17 protein-coding genes are annotated in these 25,391 nt (G+C 40.4%); 9 read left to right on the top strand and 8 right to left on the bottom strand.

From position 1 onward, the window contains the following. Window positions 1-849: 849 nt before the first annotated feature. Window positions 850-2,577: a S8 family peptidase gene (locus FD723_RS07055; RefSeq protein ID WP_179064682.1), complete on the top strand. Its 1,728-nt coding sequence runs from the start codon at window positions 850-852 to the stop codon at window positions 2,575-2,577. A 115-nt stretch (window positions 2,578-2,692) separates the two neighbouring features. After that, entirely contained in the window at window positions 2,693-2,992 is a 300-nt protein-coding gene (locus tag FD723_RS07050; RefSeq protein ID WP_179064681.1) for a hypothetical protein, read from the top strand. A 24-nt stretch (window positions 2,993-3,016) separates the two neighbouring features. Here FD723_RS07050 and FD723_RS07045 read toward each other — a convergent pair whose 3' ends face one another. Beyond that, window positions 3,017-3,388: a CU044_2847 family protein gene (locus FD723_RS07045; protein WP_179064680.1), complete on the bottom strand. Its 372-nt coding sequence runs from the start codon at window positions 3,386-3,388 to the stop codon at window positions 3,017-3,019. Between the two features lie 147 nt (window positions 3,389-3,535). Between FD723_RS07045 and FD723_RS07040 the strand changes: the two genes are divergently transcribed. After that, entirely contained in the window at window positions 3,536-7,006 is a 3,471-nt protein-coding gene (locus FD723_RS07040) for a caspase family protein (protein ID WP_179064679.1), read from the top strand. Between the two features lie 64 nt (window positions 7,007-7,070). Here the strand turns inward: FD723_RS07040 and FD723_RS07035 are convergent, their stop codons facing one another. Next, window positions 7,071-8,126 (bottom strand): C1 family peptidase, encoded by a 1,056-nt coding sequence (locus FD723_RS07035; RefSeq protein ID WP_179064678.1) that lies wholly within the window; start codon window positions 8,124-8,126, stop codon window positions 7,071-7,073. Between the two features lie 403 nt (window positions 8,127-8,529). Here FD723_RS07035 and FD723_RS07030 point away from each other — a divergent pair, with 403 nt between their 5' ends. From FD723_RS07030 to FD723_RS07020, 3 genes are all read left to right on the top strand, one after another. After that, window positions 8,530-9,819, top strand: coding sequence for a glucose-1-phosphate adenylyltransferase (locus FD723_RS07030; protein ID WP_179064677.1), 1,290 nt, complete (start codon window positions 8,530-8,532; stop codon window positions 9,817-9,819). 33 nt (window positions 9,820-9,852) lie between these two features. After that, the gene (locus tag FD723_RS07025) at window positions 9,853-10,422 is read left to right on the top strand and encodes an AAA family ATPase (protein ID WP_179064676.1); all 570 of its coding nucleotides are present in this window, start codon (window positions 9,853-9,855) and stop codon (window positions 10,420-10,422) included. A gap of 114 nt (window positions 10,423-10,536) precedes the next feature. Continuing rightward, window positions 10,537-11,532: a DnaJ C-terminal domain-containing protein gene (locus FD723_RS07020; RefSeq protein ID WP_179064675.1), complete on the top strand. Its 996-nt coding sequence runs from the start codon at window positions 10,537-10,539 to the stop codon at window positions 11,530-11,532. A 79-nt stretch (window positions 11,533-11,611) separates the two neighbouring features. On the opposite strand, the gene FD723_RS07015 is transcribed toward FD723_RS07020, so the two are convergent. The 3 genes from FD723_RS07015 to FD723_RS07005 form a co-directional block, all read right to left on the bottom strand. Further along, a complete protein-coding gene (locus FD723_RS07015; RefSeq protein ID WP_179064674.1) occupies window positions 11,612-12,265 on the bottom strand; it encodes a glutathione S-transferase family protein in 654 nt (217 codons plus the stop codon). A gap of 510 nt (window positions 12,266-12,775) precedes the next feature. Continuing rightward, window positions 12,776-17,248 carry an NACHT domain-containing protein gene (locus FD723_RS07010; protein ID WP_179064673.1) on the bottom strand — a complete coding sequence of 1,491 codons (4,473 nt, stop codon included), beginning with the start codon at window positions 17,246-17,248 and terminating at the stop codon, window positions 12,776-12,778. 405 nt (window positions 17,249-17,653) lie between these two features. Next, window positions 17,654-18,022, bottom strand: coding sequence for a TMEM14 family protein (locus FD723_RS07005; protein ID WP_179069063.1), 369 nt, complete (start codon window positions 18,020-18,022; stop codon window positions 17,654-17,656). A gap of 102 nt (window positions 18,023-18,124) precedes the next feature. Between FD723_RS07005 and FD723_RS07000 the strand changes: the two genes are divergently transcribed. The 3 genes from FD723_RS07000 (at window position 18,125) to FD723_RS06990 (ending at window position 22,476) form a co-directional block, all read left to right on the top strand. Further along, on the top strand, window positions 18,125-19,459 hold the full coding sequence (locus tag FD723_RS07000; protein ID WP_179064672.1) for an ATP-binding protein: 1,335 nt from the start codon (window positions 18,125-18,127) through the stop codon (window positions 19,457-19,459). 165 nt (window positions 19,460-19,624) lie between these two features. After that, the gene (locus FD723_RS06995; RefSeq protein WP_179064671.1) at window positions 19,625-20,914 is read left to right on the top strand and encodes a tellurite resistance TerB C-terminal domain-containing protein; all 1,290 of its coding nucleotides are present in this window, start codon (window positions 19,625-19,627) and stop codon (window positions 20,912-20,914) included. A 233-nt stretch (window positions 20,915-21,147) separates the two neighbouring features. Beyond that, the gene (locus FD723_RS06990) at window positions 21,148-22,476 is read left to right on the top strand and encodes an ATP-binding protein (RefSeq protein ID WP_179064670.1); all 1,329 of its coding nucleotides are present in this window, start codon (window positions 21,148-21,150) and stop codon (window positions 22,474-22,476) included. 48 nt (window positions 22,477-22,524) lie between these two features. Here FD723_RS06990 and FD723_RS06985 read toward each other — a convergent pair whose 3' ends face one another. The 3 genes from FD723_RS06985 to FD723_RS06975 all read right to left on the bottom strand — a co-directional run bounded on the left by FD723_RS06985 (window position 22,525) and on the right by FD723_RS06975 (window position 25,351). Then, a complete protein-coding gene (locus tag FD723_RS06985; protein WP_372743790.1) occupies window positions 22,525-24,000 on the bottom strand; it encodes a serine/threonine protein kinase in 1,476 nt (491 codons plus the stop codon). A 73-nt stretch (window positions 24,001-24,073) separates the two neighbouring features. Next, window positions 24,074-24,556 (bottom strand): cupin domain-containing protein, encoded by a 483-nt coding sequence (locus tag FD723_RS06980; RefSeq protein WP_179064669.1) that lies wholly within the window; start codon window positions 24,554-24,556, stop codon window positions 24,074-24,076. A gap of 207 nt (window positions 24,557-24,763) precedes the next feature. After that, window positions 24,764-25,351, bottom strand: coding sequence for a Uma2 family endonuclease (locus FD723_RS06975; protein ID WP_179064668.1), 588 nt, complete (start codon window positions 25,349-25,351; stop codon window positions 24,764-24,766). Window positions 25,352-25,391: the final 40 nt, after the last annotated feature.

Raw genomic sequence — 25,391 nt, 5'->3', positions numbered from 1 at the left:
ACGTTCAGAAGCGATCGTTGCAAATATTAGCTTCTTTATGTCTCTTACTTATGATAGAGAATCTGTAATTTGTCAGTGTTCATTAGCAATTTAGACTTTCTACTGCTGTTTTATACACAAATGTTATCAGTAATTTGTTTTAGTTTTTAATAGTTCCACAAAACAGACTCGCCACTGATTACATTCTGCCCCCTAAATCTTATTCAAAAAAATTATCTTTTTTATTTATTACTTAATTATTCTTAATTTTATTTTATTCACTTTGTCCGTAATGATTTAGGCAGACAATGGATCAGTTTAATAGCTTCTTGAAGAAGAATTCAGAAGTCAGAATGGGCTACGCCCCGCTGCGCTAACAGGAGTCAGCAATCTTGACGCTTGATAGCGACGCTTCAAGCGAATCCTTGAGCGGACTCGCTTGAAGCGCCATACCGTTCGCGTTAGTGTCTCTGAAAGAGAAGGCTTTACGCTGCGAAGCACCGCCAGTCATACGGAATACCTTTTCTGTATTCTGACTCCTGACTCCTGAATTCTGTTTGATAAAAATTCCCTGTTACCCAAACTTGGGTAATTTTTAGATGCGGTTGCTCAAACATGTCTCATGAACTAGAGAAAATTACTATGAGGGAGACTTCATTCAGGAATATGAGTTATAAATTAGCAATTGTCTTAGGAATAAATTCCTGCATCCTAAGCTTATTTGATGTTATCTCTGAAAAAAATAGATAACTATAGTCGCATCAAATAATCAAGGCTAAAAAACTACATAGTCTGCGTTAATGCTAGAGCGACTGAATCTTGCTAAAATCACGATTTTGTTGGCGGCGAATAATTGAACTTGAGGTACAAATGAGACACGAAAAACTTTCTCCCGGACTACTGTTAGCATTTCAAGACTATCAAAATGAAGGAGATAAAGCTTTAATTACACACAAAAAATCTCTTGGCATCATTGCCCACAAAAGCCCAGTCAAGCCCACTAAAAGCGTTGTTTTTATTTACTGCGACCCTGATGCAGACTTAAGTTACTTATCACAATATAATATTGAAGTCAATCAAAATTCTGGGAGTGTGCGGACGGCTTTCTTACCGATAGAGAGTTTAGATGCCTTATCTGAAGAAGATGTGATTCAGCGGATTAAGCCATCACGCAAACTTCATTTGAGGATGGACACTGCCCTGGGAACAGTCAAATTACCAGAGTTCAAAAACCGAACCGGATTGACTGGTAAAGGAGTAATCATCGGCATTATAGACAGTGGTATTGATCCGAAACACCCTGCCTTTGCTGGAAGAATTTTACACATTTGGGATCAAACACTGCCAGGTCCAGGAGTCACAGAAGGCGGCTATGGGGCTGAATTGACGGGAGCGCAACTGACAATTTCTCAGGATACTGGCGGACATGGTACTCACGTTGCTGGAATTGCTGCCGGTGCTGATACTAACTATGGCGGTGTCGCGCCAGAAGCGGAATTAGTTATTGTCAGATCAGATTTACAGGATGCCCACATTGCCGATGGTGTGCGTTATGTTTTCCGAGTTGCTAGAGAGTTGGGACGCCCAGCAGTAGTAAATCTCAGCTTGGGTGGACACGCTGATGCCCATGATGGTAGCGACTCCTTATCAAAGGTAATTGATGCCGAAACTGGCCCCGGAAGAATTGTTTGCTGTGCTGCGGGTAACGAAGGAAACGATAACATTCATGGACAAGCGATCATACCCAGTGGACGCACTCGTGGTATACGCTTTAATGTTCCTTTAAATCAAGTAGGCATAGCTTGGTTAAACGCCTGGTATTCCAAAGACAGCGAATTAGAAGTATCTGTGCGGAGTCCTAACGGTTTTGTTACCCCCTTCCAAAAAATCATTACTGACGGTAATGCCGCCCAAGATTACCAGTTACCAGATGCACGGGTTCAATTAGCGACACCAGCGCCAGATAAAGCCAACGGCGACCATAATTTCTTTGTGCAAATACGTGGTATTGACCCCTCGCCAGTCATGGGAGGTGTTTGGCAACTGCGAGTCCGCAACACTTCTTCAACTGACACACGTTTAGATGTGTGGACATTAGATGACACTTCATCAGTGTTTTTTACAGGTAAAAGTGTGAAGGATGCGGTAAAAATTGGTTCGCCGGGAGCAGCTAGCAGTGCGATTACAGTTGCCGCCTATACTACTAAAACCAAGTACACAGATATTGATAACCAAGTGCGAGAAATGGGGTTAGAACTGAATACTATTTCGGAATTCAGTAGTGAAGGGCCTCTACGTAATAATGGACATAAGCCCGATGTCGCAGCACCCGGAGCAATGATTATTTCCACCCTTTCCGCCGATGCCAGTTTTGACCGCTCATCGATGATTAATTCCAAGTTTGTGGTGCAGGCTGGTACAAGTATGGCGACACCCTTCGTTAGTGGGTTAGTGGCGCTGCTGTTGCAGCGAAATCCTGAACTCGATCCGGCTGCTGTGAAAGACTACCTACGTAAAAATAGTGCAATTCCTGGAAAAGATGCAGGCACATTTGATGAAAAATGGGGTTATGGAGTGATTAATGCTTTAAATCTGTAATTAGACTGAGAAAAATGGATATTATTTCTGTACAAAGGTAGGCAATAATAACCGATAAATTTGATAAGTTAGGGTAGGTAGAAATTATCTACCCTAAGTTACCAAGGAGTTGCTGATGAATTATCAGAAACTAGATGCCGCTCTTGCTACAGCCCTGAATGGCATTCAAGATTCAAAAGAAACTAATTTGGCGGTTTTTATCCACACTGAACCAGTTTTAGACTCGGCTGCAACTGCTGTTTTAGAAAGTTTAGGTGTCAGTGATGTTAGCAGTGGCAAAGATATTTTCACGGCAACACTGTCAGCAAATGCCATTTCCCAGTTATCAGAGCAACCTTGGGTGATGAGTCTGAAGCGATCGCACCAATTACGTTTGGTTAATAAGAGAATCAATATAGGCAAGTTGGGCGTTTAATGGGTACAGATAATTATTTTGCTGTTACTGTGAATCAGGTTTTGGTTTTTCTGGAAACTTACACTTCACTTGAATTTCCAGATTACTTTCAGCAGAGCCTTCGGTAATGTAAGGAATGCCTGCCTTCCCACCCAGCTTAATGCCAAATTTAAGACTTACCTCCTCAATCTCAGCAGTATTGAAGTCTTTAAAAGCACTAAGAGCATAGATAGTATAAGAGCGAATCATTTGCCGAGCTTGTTGCATCCGAGCGATCGCATCTGTTCGCACATCCATGTATTCTATGCCATCATCGTCCTTCTCAATTTCCTGAGTTATTTCGGTAGCTGTGACGTTAATCTCAATCTGCTCAATCTCCCCGTCTGCTTGGAAAAAGAGTTGCTGCACTTCTGACATAAGCTACCTCGATTAAAGTTTTGTAACGTATCTGAATAAATTTCAGCTTGCTTGCAGAAAAATAACAGATGGTATTGTTTCTAATAACACAGCCATTGATTGTGTCTGTCAAGATTATCCCGCATTTACCAACCCAAGGTGTGTTAAATGGCACGATACGCGCTTGTTATTGGCATCGCCGAGTATATCAGCCCATCATTACCACGTTTGTCGAAGACTACAAATGATGCTGAAGCGATCGCGCAACTCTTAGAGCAATATGGTGATTTCCAGTCTGTGCAAAGACTAACACAAGGCCGGAACACAAAAGTTACTGGGGCTGAAATGGGTGAAAAACTCAGAACATTTTTGCTAGAGCAAGCAGCTAATAATGAAGCGGTTATTTATTTTAGCGGACACGGTTTCATCACTTCTGATAATTTACGACAACAAGAAGGGTTTTTAGCAACTTACGATTGTAAGGTTAAAGTTGAAGGAAACCAAATTGTCGCCCAAGAATCTGGTATTTCTCTCGACAGCCTGAATAAATTAATCAGAGATTCTCAATTGAGTAGTTTGGTAGTGCTACTCGATTGCTGTCATAGCGGCTATTTCATAGAAAGACAATTAATACAAAACACTCTTAACGCTTTCAGTTCGCAAAAGGATTATTACTTAATTACAGCTTCTCGTGGTTTTGAACGTGCCGCAGCAATGAAGAGTGAAGAATATAGTATTTTTACAGGTGCAGTTATTAGAGGATTGGCGGCAGAAAATGCAGGCAGCAATAGGTTGATTAGTGGCGATCGCTTGTTTGATTATATCAGCAACGAATTGAAAGGTTCCATACAGGAGCCGATTCGTATGGGTTGGGGACGTTCCATTAATTTAGTAACTTATAGCCAATCAGATGTTCCCACAACAGAAAAAGTTGCTTTCAATCAGGAAAATCCTTATCAGGGGCTTTCCGCTTTTGAATCAGAGCAAGCAGAATATTTTTGTGGACGAGATGCAGCAGTTCGCACACTAATTTCGCGGTTAGCAGAGAGTCGATTTTTGGCTGTAATTGGTTATTCAGGTAGTGGTAAATCTTCTTTAGTAAAAGCGGGTTTGTTACCACAACTGCAAGGCGAGCGCCTCCCTGGAAGCAGTCAATGGAAAATCGTATCTTTTACACCAGGAGAACACCCTTTAGGTAAACTTGTTGATATTTTGACTCGACAACAGCAGCAAAATAAACCGTATCTATTATTTATCGATCAATTTGAAGAAATATTTACCCTTTGTCAAGACGATGAGGAACGCAAAGCTTTTATCCACTTAGTAGCACAGGAAGTCAAAAAGGGTGAGGGAGAAACCCGGATAATTCTGACAATTCGCGGTGATTTCTTAAATCGTTGTGCTGATTATTTAGAAATTATTACTCTCATCAATAGCATTCCTCCCACATCGTTTATCGTCACACCAATGTCTTTTACTGAGTTAGAAGAAGCAATAGAAAAACCAGCAAAATTACATGGTGTCACTTTTGAGCGTGGTTTAGTGTCGCAAATTTCCACTGATGTAGTCAACCGTCCAGGTGCATTACCTATACTACAATACGCGCTCAAAGAGTTGTGGCGAGTTTGCATTGAAGAACCTGAATCACCAGAACCACTTTTGACTCGTAAAGGTTATGAGGAAATTGGCGGAGTTAAAGGAGCTTTAGACAAACGAGCGACAATTTTGTATGAAAGTTTAACAACTATAGAAGATCAAGCCTTTGCGCGTCGCTTGTTTATGGAATTGGTGCAATTAGGTGAAGCTGGGGAAGTGACGCGGCGGCGTGCTACCTGGGATAGATTAGAAGCAATTTCAGATTCTCCACAACAATTGCAACGGGTCATAAGATTATTAGCTGATTCCCAACATCGCTTAATTATCACCGATGAAAAGACAATAGAAGTTGCTCATGAAGCGCTTTTATCTGAGTGGAAATTACTCAGTGATTGGATTACTGAAAATCTTGAGAATATTCGTCTCAGTCGCTCTTTAGAGGAAGATTTTCAGAAATGGCAACAAAGGTTTAATAAATCAGATAATGCACTGTTGACAGGTGCAAATTTGGCTGTAATTTCTGAGTGGGTGAATAGGACTCAGCCAAGACTTACCCCACTAGAAGAAGAGTTTTTACACAAGAGTTTGGAGAGACGCGACAAAGACATTCAAGCACAAATAGAGCAAGCACAAAGCCTCCAGTATGAAGCAGAAGCTAAAGCCAAAGCTGAATCACAGAGAACTAGATTTGCGATCGCTTCTGCAACACTTATAGTCTTATCTCTGGGATTGGGATTACTGCTACAACAAAGGACATTAGAAAAAAAACAAGCAGATGCGATCGCTTCTGGAGCATTAGTTGAAAAATCTGAGCGACTTTTAGCTACAGGGAATCAGCTTGAGGCAATGATCTCAAGTGTCCAAGCGCTCAAGGAGTTACAGCATTTAGGTGGAGATAATTCTCAATCACTGAATCAACTAAAAGTAGTAATTGATTCAGTGAAAGAGCATAATCGATTAGAAGGTCATAAAGCTAAAGTTTGGGGTGTAAGTTTTAGTCCTGACGGTACAATAGCCTCTTCTAGTGTCAACAACCAAATCAAGATTTGGGATAAGAATGGCAAGTTTTTATATGATCTGTCAGGACATGCAAGTGGAGTTTGGAGTGTAAGATTTAGCCATAATGGAAAATTTCTAGCCTCTACAAGTCAAGATAAAACGTTCAAAATTTGGAATATAAATGTGAAAAACAATAAACTGATAAAAACTTTTAGAGGTCATAATAATACTGTTTATGATGTTAGCTTTAGTCGAGATGATAAAATTATTGCTTCTGGCGATCGGGATGGAATTATAAAAGTTTGGCATACTGATACTCAAGACAATCTACCTCAACCCATTAAGACTTTGGATACCAAAACAATACTTGAAAGAGAGGGATACACTAATATAAATACAACACATCGAGTTAATAGTCTAGACATTGACCCTAACGACAGTTCAAAACTCGCCTACGTCGATGATGATGGTAGTGTCCGAATTTGGGATTGGCGAAAAAAGGATACTCCTCCAGAAAACATTGGTACACATGGTCCAGAAAGTTTGTACATAGTTAGATATAGTTTACAAAGAAAAAACCTACTGGCTTCTGCTGGTAATGATGGTAATATATATATTTGGAATACTAAAAATCAACAAAAAAAACCGATAGCAACAATCAAAGCTCACCAAAGTATAATATACGGCTTAGATTTTAGTCCTGATGGTAAAATGCTTGCTTCTAGCAGTAATGATGAAACTGTGAAGGTGTGGGATGTAGATAAAGTTATTAATGGAGAAAGTGCTTTAATAGCAACTCTCAAAGGACATACTGCCAAAGTTAATCGGCTAGAGTTTAGTCGTAATGGCAATATAATTGCCTCTTCCAGTAATGATGAAACCGTAAGACTCTGGAAGTGGCAAAGCAGTGATAAAACAGATATTACTCCCGAAGTGGAAAACTTGTTAAATTATAGCTGTAAATTTCTGGAAGAATATTTGCAAACCCATAAAAATATACCAGATTTTTTGAATAAGAAATCTGATATATGCTATTTTAAATAAAAACGAAACAAATCAACTATTTAGAATGCTGTTTTTGTACCAAACTTGATACTTTTTTCTTCGTTTAATTCCCTGCTGATACCAATTTAGGAATGGCAGGATCGTCATCTATAGTATCTTCTTGCGAATTTACTGGAACATTTGATTCTTTTTGATTCTTTGTTTTAGAACTTCCATTTAGGAGAATACCATCTCTAGCTAGAGAACTAAACTGCCCTTCTTCAACCCACTCATTCTTCAGTAATGACCACCAATCAGTAGCTAATCCGTTTAAAAGATACTCATAGGGTAGCCAGCCATAACCTTCTTGTCCCCAATGTTCTCCCCAGCAGTTTCTGATTAAGAAAGCTCCTTTTTTTGGGTGAGATTGAGGGCAATTGATACTTGACTTATAGTTAGGATTATCTATTGACTTATTATCATCGTAACCAACAGCAACAACTGCATGACCACCTACTACCTTTTCACCCTGAGTTGGATAAGGAATTTCGCCAGTTTTGCTAGTGTTCTGATGATGAATAGAGTTATAGGCTGTAAACCCAAACATTGCAGGAAAGCCAGCATCTAAAAAAGCTTTGATTTGAACTAAAACTTCCTCTTTAGAAAATTGAGGTAAGTCGAGCCTAAAATATTGAAGTGATTGATAATTTTGGGCATAGGCATAGCAAAAAGCCGATGGTTCTGCGTCAAAATTCTCAATTTCATAAGGCCAATATTCTTCTGGAGGTATGCCAAAAAGTGCCATTGCTTTCATTGTGAAGCGTATCGATGCTCCGGTGTCTCCAGTTAGGTGCATCAATTTGCGTGTAGCTTTGTAGAGAAAGAGGCTTGAGGCATCTATGTATTCGCCCATTACCTTCCTTTCAAAATATTCTACTAAGGCAACGCCAGCCTGTGCAGTACATGAATCCAGTTTTCCTTGATCTTCAATTGGAGAACACCATTGCCGCAAATCAACCGATTTCAATAGAGATTCTATATCATTATCTTGTTTCCCGTTCTCTCTTTTTAGAGTGGCTGTAGTAATAGGTTTAATTTGCAAGTCATCAATGATGTTCTTTATGTAATAGTCCCTAAAATCTGGACGATCTGGCAACCAACCCATTCTAAAGTTCGGCATTTGTCTGTTATCCTTTTTTAAAATATTAGAAAGTTACCTTAATAGGTGACTTTTAGATGACTGTAAGTGAATACACTATAAAAATAATGTTTTACGGATTACACTTATAACTTTTTTAGATTTATTTTTCTAACAAGGTTTGTTATGGACTACTTACCTCTTCCCCTTGCAAGCTGTCTTTCACAGACATAAAATTCCACGCGAGGGTTGTCTCGTAGAAACGTCCTACACTTTTAACTCAATTAATACAAATGTTCTATATTTCTACTGAACAGCCGCACCATCCATATACTACCAGCATTCTGTAAAATTCATCCCAAAGAATCAGATGATCCCCCTTACTTGTGGTGGCAGACAGTCCTAAACTGAAGATGAGAGTTGAAAGGCAGTCGGGAGAAATTTTGTGAAAAAAGTTTTATCAATCATTCTTGGTGGTGGCGCGGGTACTCGACTTTACCCCCTAACCAAACTCCGTGCTAAACCAGCAGTACCAGTAGCGGGGAAGTACCGCCTAATCGATATCCCTGTTAGTAACTGCATAAATTCCGAAATATTCAAAATCTACGTCCTGACACAATTCAACTCGGCTTCCCTGAATCGTCATATCGCCCGTACCTACAACTTTACTGGCTTCAATGAAGGCTTTGTAGAAGTGTTAGCGGCACAACAAACACCAGAAAACCCTAACTGGTTCCAAGGTACAGCCGATGCTGTACGTCAGTATCTATGGTTAATGGAAGAATGGGATGTAGAAGAATATCTAATTCTCTCAGGCGATCACCTCTACCGCATGGATTATCGCCAGTTTATTCAACGCCATCGGGACACGGGGGCTGATATTACTCTCTCAGTCATCCCCATCGATGAGCGCCGTGCTTCAGATTTTGGCTTGATGAAAATTGACAATTCTGGTAGAGTAATCGATTTTAGCGAAAAACCCAAAGGCGAAGCGTTAATCCAAATGCGTGTTGATACAAGCGTACTGGGATTATCAAAAGAACAAGCCCAGCAACAGCCTTACATCGCCTCAATGGGGATTTATGTCTTTAAAAAAGAGGTTTTGTTCAAGTTATTAAGAGAAGGTATAGAAAGGACTGATTTCGGTAAAGAAATTATTCCTGATGCCTCTAAAGATTACAACGTTCAAGCTTACCTTTTTGATGACTACTGGGAAGATATTGGAACAATTGAGGCATTTTATCATGCCAATTTAGCTCTGACTCAGCAGCCCCAGCCACCTTTTAGTTTCTACGATGAAAAAGCACCAATTTATACCCGCGCTCGTTACTTACCTCCAACTAAACTTTTAGATTGCCACATCACAGAATCAATTATCGGCGAAGGTTGTATTTTGAAAAATTGCCGCATTCAACATTCAGTCTTAGGAGTGCGATCGCGGATTGAATCTGGCTGTATCATCGAAGAATCTTTGCTCATGGGTGCAGATTTTTACCAACCTTCTGTGGAACGCCTATGCAATGTAGAAAAAGGTAACATTCCTGTAGGTATTGGTACTGACTCGATTATTCGCGGTGCCATCATCGATAAAAACGCCAGCATTGGTCATGATGTCAAGATTATCAATAAAGATAACGTGCAAGAAGCTGAACGGGAAAATCAAGGTTTCTACATCCGCAGTGGCATCGTTGTCGTGTTGAAAAATGCTGTAATTCCTGATGGAACAATCATTTAAGAGTTAGGAGTTATGAGTTAGGAGTTATGAGTTATGAATAAAACTTCCAATCACTCTTCACTTTTAACTTCTAACTCCTCACTCTTAACTTCTCACTCCTCACTTTTTTTGTTGATTGGTCTTCCAGGTAGCGGTAAGTCAACTTTGGCAAAACAATTACTGGCAGAATGCCCCCAGATGCCCGTGATTTCTACAGATGCCATTCGGGGGCAATTGTTCGGTTCCCAAGCCATTCAGGGGTCATGGCTGCTGATTTGGGGCGAAATTCAGCGGCAATTTCAGCAAGCTCTTTCCACCGAAAATAGAGCTATTTTCGATGCCACTAATGCCCAGCGCCAACATCGCCGTGAAGTTATTGCCTTAGCTCGTGACTTGGGCTTTACCCACATTACGGGAATTTGGGTAGATACACCAGTTTGGCTGTGTTTGGCACGGAATAAAAGGCGATCGCGCCAGGTTCCTGAAGAAGTTATTTTGCGGATGCACCGTCAACTCCGGGATGCTCCCCCAAGGCTGGAAGAAGGACTAGACAACCTGATCCGCCGATCAGAAAAATCGGAGTACGGAAATTGCGATCGCTTGGTGAGCGAGAACCACACTTGATTTTATATATTTTTTGTTAACTTAAAATCAGATTATTTTTGCTTGGCACTATAACCAGGCAAATTAAACATCTTAAAAAAAAACATAATGGGAATTTCTATAGGAGGCTAGTAGATGGCTGCAACCGACTTCAAGGACTATTACGCTATTTTGGGAGTCAGTAAGACTGCTAGTCCAGAGGAAATTAAACAAGCCTTTCGTAAATTAGCCCGCAAATATCATCCTGATGTCAACCCAAACAACAAACAGGCAGAGGCACGCTTCAAAGAAGTTAGTGAAGCCTACGAGGTTGTGTCAGACCCAGATAAACGCAAAAAATACGACCAATTCGGTCAATATTGGAAACAAGCTGGTGAAGGTTTCCCATCTGGCGGTGTTGGTGCCGATATGGGTAACTTTGACTTCAGTCAATACGGAAATTTTGATGAGTTCATCAATGAGTTGCTAGGACGTTTTGGTGGTGCTGCACCTCGCGGTGGGCAACAAAGTTACTCTTACCGCCCTCCTACAGGCGCGCCAAGTGGTTTTGGCGGTTTTAACGATTTTGGGTTTCAAGATGCAGGTGCGGGTACTAGCCAAGATAGTGAAGCTGCGATCGCTCTAACTCTTGCTGAAGCATTTAATGGTGTGCAAAAACGCTTTAGTCTGGGTAACGAAACAATAGATGTCCGCATCCCATCTGGGGCTAAAACTGGTACTCGCTTGCGCGTGCGAGGGAAAGGTCAAATTAACCCCATGACTAAGCAACGCGGGGATTTATACTTAAAAGTCGAACTTCAGCCGCACTCGTTTTTCCAAATGGAAGGCGATAACTTGGTTTGCGAAGTGGCAATCACACCAGATGAAGCTACTCTGGGAGCGTCTATTGATGTACCCACTCCCGATGGTTCAGTTAATGTTAAGCTACCAGCAGGAGTACGTTCTGGTCAATCTCTGCGTTTGCGTGGCAAAGGTTGGCCTCTAGCTAAGGGTGGACGCGGCGATCAGTTGGTGAAAGTGGCGATCGTGCCACCAAAAGAACTCAACCCACAAGAGCGGGAATATTATGAAAAAATCCGGGCTATACGTACTTATAATCCCCGTAGTCATTTGAATCAAGTCAGGCTGTGAATATTTTGGATTGTAGAGACGCGTAAGCGTAGCTGCATAAATGTGCAACTTCGCGTCTCTAAATTCATTAGGTATGAATTTACTGCGCCATTCTCGCTACCAAAATGGACTTAAACGCTTCTATTGCCTCCGGTGTAGCCTCGGTAGCTTGCCACGATGGACGTGCCACTAAGCGATCGCACCAAGCATTTAATTTTGGATATTCACTTAAGGAAATGCCTACACTTGGCAGCACATTTACTACAGTTCCAGCCACAATTTCAGCAAGAGTGAGGTTGTGACTAGCAAAGTAAGGGCGATCGTCTAATAAATTTTCAAAAAACTTCAGCACTGTGGCAATTTTATGCAGTGCCTTCTCGATTTTTTCTGGATCTCCTCCAGGCAAGCCTAGATACTGAGGTAAAAATGTGCTGGTTGCGGGCAAAAGCTCATTCACAGTTACTAGTTGTACCATACGTGCGATCGCTAAATCCTTGGCATCTTTAGGCAACATCGCAGGTGTTGGATATCTTATCTCTAAATAGTCCAAAATTGCTAAGGATTCCACTACATTAAAGCCATCATCCACCAACACTGGAATATGATGGAAAGGGTTAATTGTCAAAAACTCCGGTTTAAACTGATCTCCATCCAGCTTTATCTCTACCAATTCAAATTCAAGTCCTTTTTCCAGTAGAGTAATCCAGACGCGACGCGAGTTGGGAGAAATGGACGCGTGATGAAGTGTCAGCACGAAAAACCTCACAGTTTTATAAGTAAGGCGGACAATGCCAATTTTACACCTTATAAGCTAAAACTGAATCTGAGTTCACCTGCAACAATAGGACTAGTACAACACGGCGTAAATAAACCACCCATTCAAAATCGATGAAACGCTTACGCTGCATTCATTTTGAATTTTGAATTCCGCCTTGCGGTACTGGTGGCCAGTGTAACCTTACTTAGTTCCCGAAAGTGATTGACAACTTTTGGTTCACCTTCTATCAAAAAAGTGCAATGATTTGTGCCAAGCAAATACTTTCTTAAAATTCCAGTGGCATACGAGTATCATGAACTAGCTGAAGACATTCTCTGATATCATCTCGGAGTTAACTTCAAAAGTTGGTCGTCCAATACAAATAATAGTTAATCGCGCGCACATTACAAACGTGCCAGAATTGGGAATGCGATTGCTATTACTATATTTAGTGTAAAGGGATAGGTAGTGCGATCGCCTCAACATAGCTTGCATATCGTTCCAGATTTATTCTCTATCTTCCACCGCACCTAATGCTTTGAGCGAGTCCTTTTCGGTTGAGGTTAAACCTGTAACACCTGTGATGTTCATATCTTCATAGGGTCTTTCAACCCTCAAAGTTTTTAGGCACTCACCTGTGTCAAAATCCCACAACTTAATTGTCTCATCTTGGCTACAACTAGCTATAGTCGTACCTAGTGGACTGATGGCGACTGACCATACTGCACCAAGATGCCCTTGTAAGGTTTTCAAACACTTACCTGTAGTGATATCCCATAACTTGATAGTTTGATCAGTACTGCAACTAAGCAGAATTGTAGCATTAGGGCTAAAAGCAATTGATTCGATAGCTCCAGTGTCTTGTGGGAAAGTTTTTATGCAATTACCTGTGCTGATATCCCATAGCTTTATTGTTCCTTCATAGCTACCACTAGCAACGATTTTCCCATTAGAGCTAAATGCAACTGAAAGTACTTCATCTGTATGACCTTGCAAAGTTTGTATACATTCAGATGTACTAACATTCCATATTCTTAATGTTGAATCATCACTACAGCTGACAAGTATTTTGCCATCAGGACTGAAGGCTAATGATTGTACTGCTTTAGTGTGCCCGTCCAGAGTTTGCAAGCAATTACCGTCAGTAACATTCGATAATTTCACTGTTTTGTTAGCACTGCCACTAGCAATGATTTTGCCATCAGGACTGAAGCAAATTGACCTAACCCGACGATTATAACTATTAACTCCTGTAAATGTTTGAAGGCATTCACCTGTGGTCACATTCCATAATTTAATACTTTCATCCTCACTATTACTAGCAAGAATATTGCCTTGAGGATTGAAACTAACTGACCATACCCTACTAGTATGACCCAGTAAAGTTTGAAGGCATTCGCCTGTAGTCACATTCCATAATCTCACAACGTTATCCTGGCTACCGCTAGCAAGAATTTTACCGCTAGGACTAAAGGCGACTGACCATACCCAATTGATACTATATCCCTGCAAAGTTTTGAGGCACTTACCATCAGTAGTATTCCATAACCTAACTGTTTGGTCATAGCCACCACTAACAAGTATCTGGTTGTCAGGACTAAAAGCAATAGATTCAATCGATTGAGAATGTCCTTGTAAAATTTTTAAGCATTGACCTGTGTGAACATACCAAAATTTTACTGTCGCATCATAACCTGCGCTGGCAAGAATTTTACCATCATGACTGAAGGTTACTGACCGTACTCCATTACTATTAGTTTGTAAAGTTCTCAGGCATTCGCCCGTATTGACAGACCATAAACGAATACTATCATCATCGCTACCACTAGCAAAAACAGCAGTATTTAAACTCCAAACAACTGACATTACCCTTTTAGTATGTCCTTGAAAAGTTCTTAAGCATTCGCCAGTTTTGACATCCCATAAACGTATTGTTTGATCATCACTGGCACTAGCAAGGATTTGTGCATTGGGATTAAAGACAACCGAAAATATCCAACTTGTGTGTCCCTCTAAGATTTTTAGACACTCACCAGTTTTGATATCCCATAACCGTATTGTTCGGTCATTACTGGCACTAGCAAGGATTTGTGCATTGGAATTAAAGACAACGGAACGAACCCAACCCGTGTGTCCCTGCAAAATTTTCAGGCATTTGCCAGTTTTGACATCCCATATACGTACTGTCCGGTCTGTGCTGCTACTAGCTACTGTTGTACCATCGGAACTAAAGACAACTGATAAGACCCGGAAAGTATGTGCCTTAAAGCTTAATATTTCTTTCCCATCTAGCACTGCCCACAAACGAATCTGTCCATTATCGTCACTAGCTGCAAAAATTTTTCCATCGGGGCTAAATGCTACTGAATGAATACTACCAAAGGTTTGAGTAAAAACACATTCAGCCAGATTTGCTTTAGGCAATTTGATCCGCCACAAAAAAGCATTACTAAAGTCAGCCCCCTTAATCACAGATCCACTAAAATCTTTTCCTTCCAATGCCCACTTATCAACTTTCACAGCCAACGTTGCCGCATTCCCGCCAACATAACCCACTTCATCCTCACTTTGACCTCGTGTCAATTCAATAACACTAATCAGAGAGCCTTTATTACTTAACATCGGCACAAGCAAATCAATTACCGCTTTCGTCAGTAATGATCGCCCAAAAGTCTGCCTCAACTTCTCAAAAGACTCACTTGTAAATGTCTTTAGTGGTGCGTTCCCCAAAGGGGTTGCCGAAGGCATCGCCTCATTACTTCCATAACGCGAAAAATAATCAGACCAAGTATAGTCAATAGGCGCTGCGCTGTTATCCAAACCTGGCTGTGCTTGGGCTAATTCAGTAAAATCGCTAGCTAATGCCCCCAACTCGGCGGCGAATTTATACGCCACAAAAAACTCTAACAGCGATCTATGCGCGGGAGTATAATCACCATCAGCATTACGGACAAGCATTGTCTGCGCCATCATGTCATAATGCCAATGATCTAAATCCTTCTCTTCTTGAACACTAGAACCAAATAAGCGGCGGATACGTTCTGGGAACAGTCGATAATTTAGACTCATTTGGTCAGTAGATAGCATTTCCCAGGAAAGTTCGCACAAGAAGTACAGTTTATCTGCCAAAGAAGTAAAAGTACGTTCTGCTTTGATATCCCGTTCCATCTTGCGCCGCACTGCATACAGATAAACCCGTGACATATCCACAGGTTTACCTGCTTCAATATCTGGCAATGCTTCTAAGATTAAATCAGTCATCACTGGACGACGGGCTAAGTCTAATAATTGCGGATTGCCGATTACTTGTTCAACTGTCGCGGCTTCAGCTTGGGATGAAAGCACCTGCCGAATTTGCTCATCGTTAAATTTCTCCAATTCCAAAACTTCAAATTGTGGTGTCTCGCCAGTTAATTTTTTAGTTGAAGCTTGCAATTCTGCATTTAGTAAAGCACGTCCTTCTTTCGCCTCTGGGAAATGCTCAGTACGACAGGTAAGGATGACTTTAGAGCCAGGAACTACCACCTTTGCCAGTTCCCAGAAGTTGTTAATCATCTGTTGACGATCAACTTTTGCTGCCATTTCGTCAAAGCCATCGAAAATTAGCAACAACTTACCCATGCGATTGAGTTGGTCAAAAACTTCGCTATTTAAGCGGATATTGTGTTGGGTAAAAAAGAAACCTGCCAAAACATTCTCCACATTTAGCGCTTTGGCAAAGTCACGCAAGGTAATTACTAAAGGAAGACGGGGACGTTCAACACCACGTTTTTGGGCATCACGGTAGCGTTGCAGTGCAGTCCAAGCATAGTGAAAGACAAACCAAGTTTTACCTGTACCAAATTCTCCCAGAATGGAAATATGCTCTTTTGCAGGGTCATCAAGCCACAAGTCAATATAGCCATCAATCCAGCCGTCTTCTTCCTCATAACGACTTACTCCAATTCGCTGCTTAGTCACCGGGTCAATTTCTTCTTTTGTACAAGCAAGCGGCACATACTTGGTATCAATTTTACGGCGTTTGATTTGGGATTCTAACCAGTCAAGATACCCATTAAAGTCTGCATCTAAGTCAATTAGTTCGTCAAAAGTGAAACAATCAAGATGACGATTTTCCTCTTTCTTAACTTCATCCCTTGCTGCGCGGGAAATGCGGCGGGTAGTTACTAACCATCCTTCATCAGTTTTTTGCGCCTCAACTGAGGAACGCAACGCCATGACATCACTCAGTCCAATTTCTCCAGCAACGCCACGTATAAGAATGCGGTCATAGCTGCGACGTACCGGAATCTGAATTATCCATTCAAAATATTCCTCTGCCCAGATTTCGTACTTTTCAAAGTCATAGCCCAAGGTTTCAAACCATCCTCGCATCTGTTGGGCAAGTGCGATCGCTCTACATTGGTTTTCAGTTAAACTTGGGGGTAGTGTGGGATAATTATCTACTGCCAACCTTGCTATTTCTGTCCGAATTCCCTCCAACGTCGGCAATCTTTCCAGTTGTTCTTGGATACTGGCAATCCTTTTATGTAGAGAACCAATTTTCTGATTCAGCAGAACATCAGCAGGTGTGCGAGTGCGTTTAGCAACTTCGATAAATACCGTCGCAAATTCAGCTACTTCTCGCCTGACATCAAGTTCCAAACCTCTGATATCATCGCCCAATGTATAGGCATCGAGAAAAGCATCAACCTCAGAAAGCAAAATTGAGGGGTTATTGTGGCCTAATGCTGTGCGAAAAGCTTGTTTAATTGCTTCTTGTCGGAATAATTCCAGCAATGGTTTTGGTTTGCCTACGCCGTATTCTACTAAGGCGTAAGCGTAAACACCACTAAAATCAGCAGGTGGATGTTCTGGATCTAGGTTAAATTGCTGGAGTAACTTAATTACAATCTCACTACGCAGAATTTTTTCTTTAATCAAAGGCTTGGCGATGCCAGTAATGGCGTTAAAGACCAGATCCAGGTTAATGAAACTCATTAGGATACTCCGAAAGCACAGAGCTATCTTGCTAACTAAGGGTTAATCACTATTAGAAATGATATACCGTCAAAAAAAGTTTTATTTTATACTTTCTCAAGCATTCTCGAAAAAATACACCTAATCACTGTAATATACTCAAGCTTTGGGATTTTTCGCAGCGATGCATTCATCAGGTAGACAATAGGTGAGGCTGGAATTGAGCAACCGAATATTAATTTGAGACTGTCTTCACCGCGATCGCCATCACAAAAATATATAATTCTTCGTTACGAAACTACCTGTAGCATCATTCAATAGCTAACAAATCCTCAACCATCGTTCAAAAACTCTGGAATTACTGCAACGTCCTCTGCAATGACGGGGTTAGCTACAGTGACTATGTAGAACAGCTTACCTATCTGCTTATTCCTGAAGATGGTTGAAGAACAAAACCAACTTCCCCCCACCTTTGGGCAAACGTTCCACCATTTGATTCGCCATCACCGCCAATGCCAGCATACCCAAAATCGTCATTAATCCCGCAGGCATAAACTTGCGTGTTTTTGCCAATCGAAATGCAAAGAAGACTACTAAAATAGCAGTAACTAATACTGCTAAAATCGAACCCCAGGTATGCCCTTGGAGTTGAAAAAAAGCGGCAATTATTAGTAATAAACCACTAATACTACCACTTAGGAGTGAAACTATACTTGTAGCCTGAATGTAGCCAATAATGCCACCAAGAATCGCTAAAATGCCGTAGGCAAAAGCAGCAACTATACCTAAATTCATTGTTAAAACATCTATAGACTTTGACTTTACTACCAGCGTCAGCAGACAATTTACCATAGCTATTTAGCTATACCACACAATTGATTGATAGATAATCAAGCGATGCCAATGGCAAGTACTTCCTCATATACAAAGGTTCAACATCTCCAGCGCCAAGCAGCCTCACTTTTACTGTACCAGTCTGTTCTCCAAAGCGAAGTGGGGATGGCATTTCTGGAACTGTTGCAAGCTATACGTTACACTGAAGCCGATGCAAGGGGTTGTCTCCAAGCCTACGGCAGTTACTTCCACGCTTTGGCTGCTAGAAATCAAAACTGGGAAGATTATTTAATTACTCAACTTCTCTTCTCTGAGAATCCTTTTACAAGGTTGGCCCAACAGCGAGGATTTGAAGATTTGCCCCCAGCAATAGTTGCAGCAGTTCACCATGATTTACAAGTATTGCAAAGTCTCTATGAATGTAGCAGCGCTTCTTTAAGCGAGTGGGTACAAGGCGTTGCTCACATGCCGATTTCACCAGTAGTGTGGTATAAAGAGCAAGAATTGGTAGGAGTAGAGACAAAGTTCGCTACATATCTACAAGAGTTAGATAATTGGGGTGATGCTGTAGAAGAGTTAGCAGCTTATTATCGGCAATGTGGCTCTGGTTTATTTGCAGAATATCGCGCTTTACGCTGGCAAGCTGGTCAGTTTATCGGTATTCGGTATTCTGACCCAATTAAGCTGAGTGCCCTTGTCGGTTACGAGTCTCAAAGAGATGCTTTGCTCAAAAATACAGAGTTTTTATTATCAGGAGAGATGGCACTCCACGTATTACTTTACGGTAGTCGGGGTTCTGGCAAATCTTCTTTGGTGAAATCTTTGTTGAATGAATATAGCAATCGCAGCCTCCGCTTGTTGGAAGTGGCAAAATCTGATTTAAAAGACCTACCAAAAATCGTGGAACATTTACGAGATGTGTCACAAAAATTTATTATTTTTGTCGATGACCTTTCCTTTGAAGAAGATGATGATGCTTTTAAAGCTCTCAAGGTAGTTTTAGAAGGTAATTTAACCGCACGGCCTAAAAATGTAGTGGTATACGCTACTTCCAATCGCCGCCACCTGATTCGCGAGTTTTTTGTGGATAGACCTGCACCTAAGGATAACGAAGAAATCCATGCTTGGGATACGATGCAGGAGAAGCTTTCGTTTAGCGATCGCTTTGGTTTAACCTTGACCTTTGAACCAGCCAATCAAAAAACTTATTTGAAAATTGTACAACATCTAGCCGCCCAAGCTGAAATTAACATTACCCAAGAAGATTTGGAATTTCAAGCATTACAATGGGCAACTCGCCATAATGGTCGTTCTGGACGTACAGCACGGCAGTTTATTGATTTTCTCAAAGCAGATTTAACACTTTTTCATGCAAATAAAAATACACCCAACATCTAACATTAAAATTAACTCATTGATCGTTGCACTTCTTGGTTATTTACAGAACAATGTTATGGTTATGTACCAGTAACTCAAACGAGATATTTAAGAATGACTATGAGAGGGGTAATGACCTTAAGAACTACTTATTCTGATAATTTCACTACGCTAAAAACCAGCAATATGCAATCAGTAATGATCAGCAATCGATTTATACTAGTGATAGTTGCCTTTAGTGTGAGTTTTGGACTTAGCCTTGTCCCAAGCTGGGATTTTAATAAAGCCTTTCTCACCAGTGTAATTACTGCCGCAACTATCTATGCAGCAGCAGTCTTCGTAGATAAGCGACGCAGAAATTATGAAATGTTTGTTTTAGGTTCTCTCCGCAAGCGAATTAAAGATATGGAGGGATTAAAAGCTCGTGTAGTCAGAGAAATAAATCAAATCGAAGAACATCATAATTTATTATATGCCGAATCACAACATCTGCAAAATCAAGTTACAGAAAGCCGTAATCAAAGAGATAGTCTACATCGAGAGTTAAGAACATTTGCCGGACAAAAAAAGCAGCTAGAAAATGAAATCAATAGTCTGCAAACTGAAATTGATAACTTGCAGGAAAATCAAACCGAATTGAACAATGCTTTTTCTATCCTCACAGCAGAGAAGCGTCGTCTAGAATCTAATTGTAATGTGTCTCGTGCTGAAATCACTCAGTTGCAAAGTCAAATTTCTGAACTCCAGCAGCAGAAACAAGAAGTTGAAAGTAATTTAACTCTTTTAGGCAGACTCAAACCCCAATTAGAAGAAAAACTATACGAATTGCGAATTGCAATTCAAGAGCTAGAAGTTGAGACAACCCAAAAAAATCAATTGCTTGTAGCAACGAAAACTGAAAGAGAAAATATCCAAGCTATCCTGAATTCTTCACAAACCCAAATAGCAGAACAAAAAGCCGAATTACAGCAGTTGCAAGGGCAAGTTTCGTTATTGCAAGAAGAACGAGACTCATTGCAAAATCAAGTATGGGAATTACTACAACAAGTAGAAACATTTAATTCAGAGCCTTTTACTGAAAATTCCCCAGAAGATGATATTGAATTGTTTCCTTTTTCTGAAATAATTGAAACTTCAGCCGTCATTAAAACTTCGGATGCTGAGACATCGGAGAATATACCCGAAGAATGGGCTGATTTTCTAGAAAATATCCCAGGACATGAGTTACAAGTCTTAAAAGCTATAGTTGAACAAGATAATCCCAATGGTGATATTAAAAAAATTGCCGAAGCAAACATCACTATGCCGAATCTATTAATCGATTCTATAAATGAACGAGCAAATGATACTATTGGTGAATTAATAATTAATACAGATTCGGAAAATCCAAAAGTTTATCAGGAGCATATAACCCATATCAGGAAAATGATTGCAACGTATGAAGACCTTATGGCTAGACATGCTTCGTCAAATTAAATTATTATTGCCATCGTCAGATTTAGTAGTAATGTGAATATGTACCTTAACCTACGCGAATATATCACCTTTGTAAATATACCTGGCAATTAGAAATCGCGGCTGCGCGGACTCTTGGAAATTTGAAACCCACAAAAGTGGGTTTTGTTTGTATAGCCGCAAATTCTATTCGCCACGTATAGGGACATTTTTACTGTGTGCTTCTGTGTTTAGAATAAAGTGAAGTGTAATACATGGCAAAGCTCAAAATCTCGAAAAAAATCTCCACTGCTTTAATCAATTCCCTTGGTGCGGGGGTAGTACCAAGAGTAGGAGTTGAATATATCGCAGTAGGTCGAGACAAAGAACTAAAAAGCCTATTACAAAATCTCGATGATATTGCAGAAGGTGTAGCAGCATTTCGCTTTATAATTGGTAATTACGGTTCTGGGAAAAGTTTTATACTGCAACTAATTCGCAACCGCGCTATGGAACAAGGTTTTGTAGTAGCTGATGCTGATTTATCCCCGGAACGCCGATTAGCTGGAAGTAACAATGAAGGTGTAGCGACTTATCGAGAATTAATGAGCCACCTAGCTACAAAAACTCGTCCTGATGGTGGTGCTTTAGTCTCGATTTTAGAAGGATGGATTAATAAAATTCAACAAGATGTGGTTAAAGAAACTGAAATGCGTCCCAATGACGATGGTTTTGATGACCAAGTTGAATCGAAAATAAGGGAAGTAGTTCAGTATATTGAAGATTTAGTTCACGGTTTTGATTTTGGTAGCGTGATTATCGCTTATTGGCGTGGCTACCGAATGGATGATGATAATTTAAAAAATGCAGCAATGCGCTGGCTGCGGGGAGAATTTACTACTAAAGTTGAGGCGAAAGCAGCTTTAGGAGTGCGCGTTATTATTGATGATGATAGTTGGTATGACTATATAAAACTGTTTGCGAAATTTGTAGCTGAAATTGGTTATAAAGGACTGTTAATTTTAGTTGATGAAGCCGTACATTTATATCAAATATCTACTACAGTCACGCGGGAAAAGAATTATAATCGACTCCTGGCAATGTTTAACGATACTATGCAGTGTAAAGCAGAACATCTTGGCATTGTTGTTGGTGGAACAACTAAATTTTTAGAAGACCCCAAACGCGGACTTTTTGCAGACCAAGCTTGGCAAAGACGCACAAAAGAAAGTCGTTTTGTTGCCCAAGCTAATGTTCAGGAACATTTAGGGCCAGTTATTCGGTTGAACCCGTTAAGTGAAGCAGAAATATTAACGCTTCTGCAACGTTTAGCTGAGATTCATGCACTCAATTTTGGGTATGAACAGACTTTGACAAATCGTGAATTGAAAGAGTTTGTGCAAGAAATTATTAATCGTTTGGGTGCAGAAGCATTACTGACACCAGGGGAAATTGTGCGAGATTTTATGAGTGTGCTGAATATTCTTCACCAAAATCCGGGAATTGCGTTTGGTGAATTAATTCATGGTTCTAAATTTAAACCTACTGCTATGGGTAAGGATGCAGATGTCGATGAGGATGGCGCAGCAGAATTTAGTTTGTGATTAATGTTAAAACGGTACGTCAATAAAGTGCAATGCACCTGACGAAATTTACTCTTTAGTAATTGCTAAGTCAAGCCAATCACTAAGTTCATAAGCTAGCCAGTCAAGTTCTGGAGGAGTGAGAGTAAAAAATTCTCCCTCATATAAAAACCTATACTTTCGTAGTCCTGCCCAGATTATCAAGCCAGCAGAATTGTAACTTTCTCTCATCCGTTCTAAACGAATAATATATTCTCTTGGACTTGGAGGTAGATTATGAAGCTCAATTCCAAACAGATGAGAAGCCAAGGAAATCTGATGCTGATTGATAAGAAGTCGCAATTTACCTGATGACAACAGTAAAACAACCCATACCCATTTTGCAACAAGTATAATTGTAGATAATATAAGTACAACTGCGAAAAAGCATAGCATATAATAATTAGATGAATAAGAGGTGTCAATCGCAGTAATTATAAAAGTAATAATAGCAGGCATAGATAAAATAGGAAGACAAATTATAAAAAGTAATAATACGTACACTTTTTTGGTAAAAAATCCGCTCCCTGGAACAATAACTTCTATAAAATCAGCACTTTTATTTAAAACAACTTTACAACCAGGAGGTTTTATTGGGTTTGAATTAATAGTTCTTCTCTGAGTCTGGGTTGCATTTCCAGGTTGATCTAAAGCTTGCAAAGCGCTTTCAACAGAGGCGAAACGTTGACTCGCAATAGGTTCTGTCATCTGGCTTAACCAATTCTTGAAGCTAAAGCTAATATTAGCAGCCTGTTCAAATTCAATTCGTAGGTCTGTTTGCGGTAAATCGCCTGGATGTTGACCTGTAACTAAATAAATTAAAGTTGCTCCCAAGCTGTAAAGGTCAGAAGCACGAGTAGCTCTACCATTAAATTGTTCTGGTGGCATATAGCCGTAACTTCCCACAACTGTCATAGTGCTACTTCTTCTGGCGATGGTTTGCACTGAACCAAAATCTACCAAGTACACTTCACCCACACTATTGCCAGAGCGATTTGTTAATAGAATATTGCTTGGCTTGATGTCACGATGAATCACGGGCGGTTGACGGCCATGCAGATATTTGAGAATTTCTAGAATCGCTTTTGCTAGTTCTTTGACTTCTTCTTCACTGAAACTACGCCCAGCTTTAAGTTGTGCTTCTAGAGATTGGGCTGGGATATAACTTTGTACGAGTGCAAATCCTCTGCTGTTGGGTGAATCTAGCTCAAAGTAGTTAAGGTAGCGGGGAATGGCTGGGTGGGAAAGTGCTTTGAGAGTTTCAGCTTCCCGTTCAAACAATTTGAGATCGTTCCATTCAAATTCATTACCAAAGGACAGTATTTTGACTACTACTAATTCTAGAGTTTGTAAGTCACGAGTTAGCAGCGATCGCCGTCCGGCTTTTTTGCCTAGTTCCTGTTGCACTTGATACCTTTCCAACAGGATTTCTTGGTGAAAATCTGGCGATTCTTGACTTGTCATTTGCTCGTGATCCCAAAGCTTTGTTGCTTTTATAGCTTTCATGCTTGTTACTGCCCCACTGTAAGATTACTTAAGTTAGCAATAAGCAATTAGGGAAAGTATTCACTCATCAAATTTATCTGTTTTCGGGATTGGTTAAAATAGCTTTTGGTTGATTAGCATTAAATAGAGAAGCAGACAACAGAATAATCGGTTTGTTTGTTTGGTTTTTTCCATAATGAACCATTCCCGCAGATTCAACTAAAGAATCTCCAATTGTAAGCTGTATAGTTTTCCCTTTTTGAAGAATCAATTCTGTGCCGTTAGCTTTCGTTACTTTAGCTTCCCCTTCCACAACAGTATAAGTTAAAGTTCCCGCCTCTACTCGTTCAATCTGCATTCCCGGATGAGTATGAGTAGGGAGTTTTGTTCTTGGTGCGATGGTATAGCGTACAAGCTCAAGAATCTGCTTTTTATCTTGAGTAGGATAACCACTCGCTAAAACTTCACGGGTAACAGATTGAGTGTATGTATTGGGTGAGGAGATTTCTTGGCTCTTAACAACTACACTACCAAAAGCTAGGATAGCTAAGGGGAGAATCAGAGACAGTTTCCTCATATTAAAAACTTTTTGTTGGGGCAATACCTTTAATTAAATCATTTCGTGTTTAGTTTGTCTAATTACTTAACTTGCCGTCTGTGAAAATGTTGGGTTGAGGAACGAAACCCGACCTACATTGGAGTTATTTTTTAAGCTTAACCGAACAGTATAGGGGCGGAATCAAGTTCAATCGTATCCAACCACGGGGACGGTGCCTGCTGTGAGCTACACTAACGCACTCTCTGGAAACAACCGACTCAAGTCCAATAATGCATCTTCAAATCCAGGAATTGCCACTGACTGGTTAGATAAATAAATCTGCTTGCTGAGATAGCTAAACTTGCTTTGAGCATTTTGATATGGCTGGCTATGATGCTCAAGTTCACGAGTCGGCAAATTCACAATCCAGTAATGAGAAATTCCGGCTTCTGCATACAATGACAACTTGGTTGTTTGGTCGTAATCTATTGTTTTATCCGAAATTTCAATTACTAACAAAATATCTTCGGGATAGGGATGATGAGCAAGATAATCTTCATCTCTTCCTCTTGCAATGACAACATCCAGTTCAGGCTCACTTTGATTAGGAAGGGCGATCGCATCTTGTCCCCGAATGACTGCTCTATCGCCTAAAAGCCGAGCCAATTGACGGCAAAGGATAGAACTACAAACTGTATGAGGCGTTCCCTTTGCTGTCATTTGAATCAGTTCTCCTCGAATCAATTCAATACGATCGCCCTCTGTGAGAAATCCGAGTTCAATCAATCGATGGTATTCTGCGATCGCAAATCGTTTCGGTGTCACAGCATTCATGAGACATCTTTCCAATACTATTTGTACACTAGCAGAGATT

The sequence above is a fragment of the Nostoc sp. C052 genome, from assembly GCF_013393905.1.
Taxonomy (GTDB): domain Bacteria; phylum Cyanobacteriota; class Cyanobacteriia; order Cyanobacteriales; family Nostocaceae; genus Nostoc.
This window is presented reverse-complemented; position numbering and strand designations above follow the sequence as displayed.